Raw genomic sequence first — 7,660 nt, forward strand, 5'->3', positions numbered from 1 at the left:
GTTAATTCCTTTCTTGAATGAAAAAGTGTTCGTAGTCTTGCTGATTTACTAATGCTTCTGCGACTCTATGAGCATTACTCAATCTATCTTCATAAGCATCATCTAAAAGATAGTTATCCAAAGTCATTTTGAATTGGTCTATATCCAATGGTTTGAAGCCTTCGTCATGCAGGTAATAAGTTTTGATGGCTTCGCAATCGTATTCGGAAGGATCTAAACCTTTCGGATATTTGTTTTCTTCGCCGCACAATCTTTTAACGATTTCTTTATCAGGTAGCCCTATATCGACTAGGAAACGGACGAAACGGCCTACTTGGTTTTTGGCGTGAAATTCTTTTTGGTCAAAGGACAGGTTCACAGTTTGGGTTTTGGTTTCTATACGGCTGGCCGGAGTGGTAAATAGTTGCCCGCCAATCGGAAATGCGCCGGTCAGGTATTGCCCGGGATACAGCAAAATATCTATGGGTATCAGGCAATCGTGTTTTCTGAACTCGACTTCGAAACGAACCCACGGGCTGTTTTCATCACCGAACTTTTTGCCTTTTTCGTAGATTCGCAGCAGCTTGGAAGAGCCTTTGCGGCCTATGTAAAGGGTTTTGCCGGTGTTGTCCTCGTTCATCCATGCCGTGCCACGGCGTTCGATTTTCGGGCGAATGTTATGGTTGTCGTACAAACCCTTTGCATGATCGGAAATGCCTTGCTCCGGGGTGTATTCGCCGTTGAAAAAATCATGGGCTACGTCGCAACGAGTAATACGGGCGTTAATGGCTACCTGCAAAAATTGATAAAGACGGACTTCCCAGCCGGGCTTTGCGGCTTGGCAGCCGGTGCCGGTCAAGTCAACTAAGACGGTATCGCGCTGGCCACCGTAATGCAGGGTGCCGTATAGGGCGTTATCGGGGCCGACTTGGTAATAGCCTTGATAGAAAAACTTGCCTTTGCCTGGCATTTTTTTGGTCAGACCGTAGCCGAAGATTTTTTGTAACATTTCGCTGGCAACCACGATGTATTCGTTATCGCCGATGATACGATTCTTAAAATATTCAATCAGGCTTTCCCGTCTGAAAGTGAAAGTCAGATAGTCGATTAGGGCGCCATCTTCACGGCCTTTGCGTAATGGAATTTCTATGAGCTTGCCGCGCTGGTTGGTCACGAAGGTTTTAAAGTATTCGCTTTCCTGATAGGCCGCCCAGTCAATTTTTTGCTCCCCCGCTAATGGTCTTTGGGTTTTTTGCTCCCCCCCTGTTAGCCTAGGGGGGCGATTGTCGCCGGCCGCTCCGGCGGCGGCCGCAGGGCGGCCATCCGCCGCCGCAGCCGGCTTCATCTTCGCCGCTTCTTCGAACTGCCGAATTTCGGAGTAATCCGGTACGCGTTTTTTATGCTTCTTAGCCATTTACGCCACCATTTCGAATCCGGGAACGACTTGCTCGAACTCGGTTTCTGATACGTTGCGAAAAAAGGGAATTTGTAATTCGATGGCGTCAATGACGAATCTGCCGTAGATATCGAGCAATTTGCGAACGCTGTCGGCTGAAAGATGATCTGATTCGATGATGTGTTCAAAGAGGATGAAACTGCGATCTGATGCGATGTTCAGTTTGATGGCGAGTTCACAGAAGAGATCGCCTGATTGCTGGCCTAGGTAGGCGGTGATATTTGGATAGGTAGGTAATTGATAAGACATAAAAAAGCTCCTTTGAGTTAGCTTGATCAAAGAGAGCTAGTCCAGCCTTATGATGTGAATAATGCCTGTCTGGCAAAGATACCGTCAGGACTAGCCCCCGACGGCGCGAAATATATAAGGCTACCTGAAAACATTTTTCAGGTAGCCTCTTTGCCATCCGGCAATCTTTAGTATTTCACCAGCACCGCACCCCAGGCGAAGCCGCCGCCGATGCCTTCCAAGAGCAGGGTGTGCCCGCGCTTAATGCTGCCGCTGCGCACGCCGCTGTCGAGTGCCAGCGGGATGGAGGCGGCGGAGGTGTTGCCGTGTTCCTGCACGGTGAGCACCACTTTGTCCATGCTCAGTTTGAGGTGTTTGGCGGTGCTTTCGAGGATGCGGTAGTTGGCCTGGTGCGGCACGAGCCAGTCGATTTGCTCGGGCGTCATGCCGGCTTCGGCAATCACTTCTTCGGCCACTTTGGCCAGGGCTTTCACAGCGAATTTAAACACGCCGGGGCCGTCCATCTGCAAAAAGGGTACGCCGGTTATTTCACCGTTGGCAATCTGCCCGGGGGTTTGCAAGAGGTGGCGGTAGTTGCCGTCGGCTTGCAGCTTGCTGTGCAGGATGCCGGGCTCTTCCGATGCGCCGAGCACCACGGCACCGGCCCCGTCGCCGAACAACACGCAGGTGCTGCGGTCGGTCCAATCCATGATGCGGCTAAACACGTCGGCGCCGATCACCAAAGCTTTTTTGGCCAGCCCGCTTTTAATGTAGGCATTGGCGGTGGGGATGGCATACATGAAGCCGGCGCATACGGCCTGCACATCAAAAGCGGGGCAGCCTGCGATGCCGAGTTTTTTCTGCACGATAGTGGCGGTGGCGGGGAAGAGCATATCGGGCGTGGAGGTGGCCACGATAATCAGGTCGATTTCGGCGGCTTCCACGCCGGCGGCTTCCAGCGCACGGCGGGCGGCAGTAGCGGCTAAATCGCTGCATTTTTCATCGTCAGCGGCGATGTGGCGGTTTTTGATGCCGGTGCGGGTGGTGATCCACTCGTCGGAGGTGTCTACTATTTTAGCGAGGTCGTCGTTACTGAGGGTTTTGGCCGGCAGGTAGCTGCCGGTGCCGAGGATTTTGGCGTAGGTCATGATGTGTTCTTCAATCGTGCGGCGGATTTAACAAAGCCGCGTATTTTAAAGGTTTCTGCCGTTTTTGTCTCTGATTTATCCAACTTTAGCGTTTGCCGTATATGCCTTTTCAGCATAAAGATACAAACACAAATTATTTGTTTGCCGCCCTTTTTGGCCTTATCATGCGCCCATCTTTCATTACCCATTGTGCACAGGAGCACCGCCATGAATATCGCCAACAGCATCGTCGATTTAATCGGCAACACCCCGCTGGTTAAGCTCAACCGCCTCACCGAAGGCCTGAACGCCCAAGTGGCCGTGAAGCTCGAATACTTCAACCCCGGCAGCAGCGTGAAAGACCGCATTGCCATCGCCATGATCCGCACCGCCGAAGAAGCCGGCCAAATCAAGCCGGGCACCACCATCGTGGAAGCCACCAGCGGCAACACCGGCATCGGCTTGGCCATGGTGTGCGCCGCCCTGGGCTACAAGCTCATCATCACCATGCCCGAAACCATGAGCAAAGAGCGCAAAATGCTGCTGCGCGCCTACGGTGCCGAGCTCATCCTCACCCCCGGCGCAGAAGGCATGAGCGGCGCCATCGCCCGCGCCCAAGCGCTGGTGGATTCCGACCCCGCCCGCTATTTTATGCCGCGCCAGTTCGACACCCCCGCCACCCCCGAAATCCACCGCCGCACCACCGCCAAAGAAATCTGGCGCGACACCGACGGCCAAATCGACATTTTCGTATCCGGCGTGGGCACCGGCGGCACGCTCACCGGCGTGGCCGAAGTGCTGAAACAGAAAAAACCCACCGTGCAAGCCTATGTCGTTGAGCCCGAAGCCTCGCCCGTATTGAGCGGCGGCGAAAAAGGCCCGCACCCCATCCAAGGCATCGGCGCCGGCTTCGTGCCCAACACCCTGAACACCGGCATCTACGACGGCATCATCCAAGCCCCGAACCAAGCCGCCTTCGACACCGCCCGCGATGCCGCCGCCAAAGAAGGCCTGCTGGTGGGCATTTCATCCGGCGCCGCCATCTGGGCCGCCCTGCAACTGGCGAAAAAACCGGAAAACCAAGGCAAACTGATTGTGGTCGTCGTGCCCTCCTACGGCGAGCGTTATCTCTCCACCCCCCTGTTTGAAGACTTGGCTTCCTAAGCCCAAGCCGCAAAAAAGCCGCAGCAATGCGGCTTTTTCTTTCGCCAGATGTTGCACTTCCGGCGCGAATTCTCCCGAAAACTTGCCCCGCCGCCCGATTTTCCCTAATATTGCCGCATTGCAAAGAATCTTTAACCATCCAGCCCGAAGCATAATTATGAAAAAATATCTCCCCATTCTGCTGCTTGCCGGCCTGCTCGGCGGCTGCAACCTGCTCTCCTCGCCCTCCGGCTCGCAGCCCCGCACCCAATCCGGCTCCCGCCAATACGCCCTCGCCTCCAGCCACTGGGGCGACGTGGCCAAAATCCGCAACGAAGCCACCCGCCTGGGCTACGAAGTCAACCGCGGCCGCATGACCAAAACCCAAGCCGCCCAGCAGCTCAACCGTTTCCGCATCAACCTTGTCGGCCGCAACAGCGTAGACGACAGCATGTATGAAATCTACCTGCGCTCCGCCGTGCAAAGCCAGCAAGGCCGCATCACGCCCGACCAATCCAAAATCTTCGTGCGCAACGCCCTGCAAGGCTGGCAGCAGCGCTGGCCAAACATGCAAAACCGCCCGGCCAACCCCGCCTTCACCAACTTCCTGATGGAAGTGATGAATATGCAGCCGCTGAAATAACAAACAGCCAGAGAGTAAAGAAGGCTACCTGAAATTTTTCAGGTAGCCTTTTCGTTTTCTAACCCCGCTAGCGGCAAAGCAGTTTGCAAACTTTGCCGGCAAGGAAAACAGATTGCCATGCCGGAGCAACATCAACGTTTCATCGCCGCACAGCAAAAGGCTACCTGAAAATCCCGTGCACCCGCGCACAACACATTTTCAGGTAGCCTTTCCACATTCCGGCGCATCAAACCATCACAACGGCTTCTTCTTCCCATAGCGCCGATACAGCATCCAGCCATAGCCCACCGCCACCGGCAGCGCCGCCAGCAGCAGCTTAAACGTCCAGCCCGCATACCACGGCAGCGCCTCCGCCGCCGCAGCCGCATCCTGTTGCAGCAAGCCCACCGGCAGCGACTGCGCCCCGCGCGCATCAAAATAAGGCCACCAGCAAGCCGCCAGCAGGCCGAGCAGGCAAGGCCACAGCCACGCCGCCCGGTTGCGCTGCCACAGCAGAAACGCCGGCAGCAGCACAATCAACGTGAGCGCCGCCACCAGCAGCGCCGTTTGCCCCAGCGCGCCGAAATACGATGCCGCCGCATAAGTCAGCACCACAAACACGGCGGCCAGCACCGCCACCATCACTTCTTCCGGCCTTTTCAGCATCGACATGGTGTGTTCTCCGTAAATCAAATCGAATCGCGCAAAATATACTGCAAAGCCGCGCCCGCCGCCAGTTTTCGCCGCATAACGCACGGCATCGGCAACAGTCAGCACGATGTTTTCAGGTAGCCCCACCGGCTTGGCGAGAGGCTACCTGAAAAATAAAATCCCGCTTAGGCAATAAGTTGCCCACTATACGAACCATCCTTCCGGCTTAAAGGCTACCTGAATCCTCACTATCTTTTTCAGGTAGCCTGTTTCATCCACAAACTCCCCCCAACGGAACATTCACCACAAACTTGAGTGCTGTGCCTCCCCTGCTGGCGCAGCCGAACGGAGCGCGGTTTTTCGGGGAACAAGGGCTTGCATGTTTGAAGCGGCGAAGCCACAAGTTGCGAGCCCGCCCGAAAAACCGTGCGGAGTGAGGGAAGTTTGGCAAAGCCAAACCTGTGCCCGCAGTCGCCTTTCTTTGCTTCCTTTCTTTGGCGAAGCAAAGAAAGGAAGTGCCCGCGCCGGCATAAGGCGCAAAGGTTGATAGGAGCAAAATGGAAAGGCTACCTGAAAACCGGGCAAAGCCAAGCAAACCAAAACAGCTCTCCACCCTACTCCGTGCCCTGCCCTTTCTCCTCCTGCGCCGCCAAATACCAGCGCACGCCTGCGTCGTCCAGCTTTTTGCACAAGCCGGCGTTGGGCGGCTCGTCGGTGAAGAGGGCGTGAAACTCGGTCACGTCGCCCATGCGCACCAGGGCGTTGCGGCCGAATTTGCTGTGGTCCACGGCCAGGTAGCAGTGGCGCGCGTTGGCCATCATGGCCTGCATCACACTCACTTCTTTGTAGTCGAAATCGAGCAGCGAGCCGTCGGCTTCGATGCCAGAGGCGCCGAGGATGGCGTAATCCACCTTGAATTGGTTGATAAAATCGATGGTGGCCACGCCGGTGATGCCGCCGTCCACGGGGCGCACCACGCCGGAAGTAATCATCACGGTGTAATCCGGCCGGCCGGACACGATGGAGGCCACGTGGATGTTGTTGGTGATGATGCAGAGGTTTTTGTGGCTTTTCACCAGCGCCAGCGCCACGGCTTCGATGGTGGTGCCGATGCTCATAAACAGGGAAACGTTATCGGGAATGTGCTGGGCGATGAGGTCGGCGATGTGGGCTTTTTCGCTTTGCAGCTTGTTTTTGCGCGTGCCGTAGTCTTCGTTTTGCACGCTGCTGCCGAGCGCGGCGCCGCCGTGGTAGCGGCGCAGGATGTTGTGTTCGCACAAGATGTTGATGTCGCGGCGCACGGTTTGCGGGGTAACGTTGAGGCTGCGCGCCAGCTCTTCCACCGACATGAAGCCGTTGTCGCGCACAAGCCGGGCGATTTTCTGTCGGCGTGGGGTACGGTGCGGCATGGTTTTCTCTATCTGTTTTGTTTGTATGGAATTTTTTGGCTGAAATTTTTCAGGTAGCCTTTTGCTGCAACGGCGGAGGCTACCTGAAAACTGCTGTTAGCCGGGCTGCTTGTCCGCTTCGTTTTCAGGTAGCCTGATGATGCAAAGGCTCAAGCGGCAAACGTATGCTCCGGCGCGGGATAGGTTTTCTCCTTCACTTCGCGCACATAAGCCTCCACCGCCGCCTGAATGCTGCCCTGCCCCTGCATAAAGTTTTTCACAAACTTGGCCGGCTTGCCGGGGAACACGCCGAGCATATCGTGCATCACCAGCACCTGCCCGTCGCAATCCACGCCCGCGCCGATGCCGATGGTGGGGCAGGCAAGCGTTTCGGTAATTTGTTTGCCCAAGGCGGCGGGCACACATTCCATCAGCACCACCGCCGCGCCGGCCTGCTCGTGCGACAGGGCATCGTTGAGCAGCGCCTGCGACGCCACGTCGCCCTTGCCCTGCACCTTATAGCCGCCGAGCGCGTGCACCGACTGCGGAGTGAGCCCGATGTGCGCGCACACCGGAATGCCGCGCAGCTGCAAAAATTCGGTGGTTTCCGCCATCCACACGCCGCCTTCCAGCTTCACCATATGCGCGCCCGCCGCCATCAATTCGGCCGCCGCGGCAAAAGACTGCTCCTTGCTCTGCTGATACGCGCCAAACGGCAAATCGCTCACAATCAGCGCATTGCTGCTGCCGCGCGCCACTGCCGCCGTGTGGTAGCACATATCCGCCAGGCTCACCGGCAGCGTGGATTTCTGCCCCTGCACCGTCATGCCCAGCGAATCGCCCACCAAAAGCATATCCACGCCCGCCGCATCCATCAGCGCGGCAAAGCTGGCTTCATAGCAGGTGAGCATGGCGATTTTCTCGCCCGCGCGCTTCATTTCGCGCAGAGTGTTCACAGTAATCACAATCTTTCCTTTCTTAATCCGTAACGGCGCAAGAGGCTACCTGAAAACCCGCTATCAGGCAAACCCGAAAGGCTACCTGAAAGCGCAAACCCATCCCGCCC

At 56.4% G+C, this 7,660-nt stretch carries 8 protein-coding genes; 2 read left to right on the top strand and 6 right to left on the bottom strand.

The genetic code is table 11. The annotated features are described in order from the left end of the window. Position 1 precedes the first annotated feature (1 nt). The 3 genes from LG371_RS08945 to LG371_RS08955 all read right to left on the bottom strand — a co-directional run bounded on the left by LG371_RS08945 (position 2) and on the right by LG371_RS08955 (position 2,811). Positions 2–1,393, bottom strand: coding sequence for a replication initiation factor domain-containing protein (locus LG371_RS08945; RefSeq protein WP_225748308.1), 1,392 nt, complete (start codon positions 1,391–1,393; stop codon positions 2–4). Continuing rightward, positions 1,394–1,684, bottom strand: coding sequence for a hypothetical protein (locus tag LG371_RS08950; RefSeq protein ID WP_225748309.1), 291 nt, complete (start codon positions 1,682–1,684; stop codon positions 1,394–1,396). It abuts the gene before it with no gap. Between the two features lie 167 nt (positions 1,685–1,851). Next, positions 1,852–2,811: a beta-ketoacyl-ACP synthase III gene (locus LG371_RS08955; RefSeq protein ID WP_225748310.1), complete on the bottom strand. Its 960-nt coding sequence runs from the start codon at positions 2,809–2,811 to the stop codon at positions 1,852–1,854. 207 nt (positions 2,812–3,018) lie between these two features. Here LG371_RS08955 and cysK point away from each other — a divergent pair, with 207 nt between their 5' ends. Beyond that, a complete protein-coding gene (gene cysK / locus LG371_RS08960; RefSeq protein ID WP_225748311.1) occupies positions 3,019–3,954 on the top strand; it encodes a cysteine synthase A in 936 nt (311 codons plus the stop codon). 157 nt (positions 3,955–4,111) lie between these two features. After that, entirely contained in the window at positions 4,112–4,576 is a 465-nt protein-coding gene (locus tag LG371_RS08965; protein WP_067592717.1) for a prokaryotic membrane lipolipid attachment site family protein, read from the top strand. Positions 4,577–4,810: 234 nt separating this feature from the next. Here LG371_RS08965 and LG371_RS08970 read toward each other — a convergent pair whose 3' ends face one another. The 3 genes from LG371_RS08970 to panB all read right to left on the bottom strand — a co-directional run bounded on the left by LG371_RS08970 (position 4,811) and on the right by panB (position 7,559). Further along, positions 4,811–5,353 (bottom strand): hypothetical protein, encoded by a 543-nt coding sequence (locus LG371_RS08970; protein ID WP_225748312.1) that lies wholly within the window; start codon positions 5,351–5,353, stop codon positions 4,811–4,813. Positions 5,354–5,820: 467 nt separating this feature from the next. Beyond that, entirely contained in the window at positions 5,821–6,615 is a 795-nt protein-coding gene (locus LG371_RS08975; protein ID WP_067592714.1) for a DeoR/GlpR family DNA-binding transcription regulator, read from the bottom strand. Positions 6,616–6,764: 149 nt separating this feature from the next. Beyond that, the gene (gene panB / locus LG371_RS08980) at positions 6,765–7,559 is read right to left on the bottom strand and encodes a 3-methyl-2-oxobutanoate hydroxymethyltransferase (protein ID WP_225748313.1); all 795 of its coding nucleotides are present in this window, start codon (positions 7,557–7,559) and stop codon (positions 6,765–6,767) included. Between the last annotated feature and the right edge of the window lie 101 nt (positions 7,560–7,660).

The organism is Eikenella sp. Marseille-P7795 (genome assembly GCF_916618725.1).
GTDB classification, from domain to species: Bacteria; Pseudomonadota; Gammaproteobacteria; order Burkholderiales; family Neisseriaceae; genus Eikenella; species Eikenella longinqua.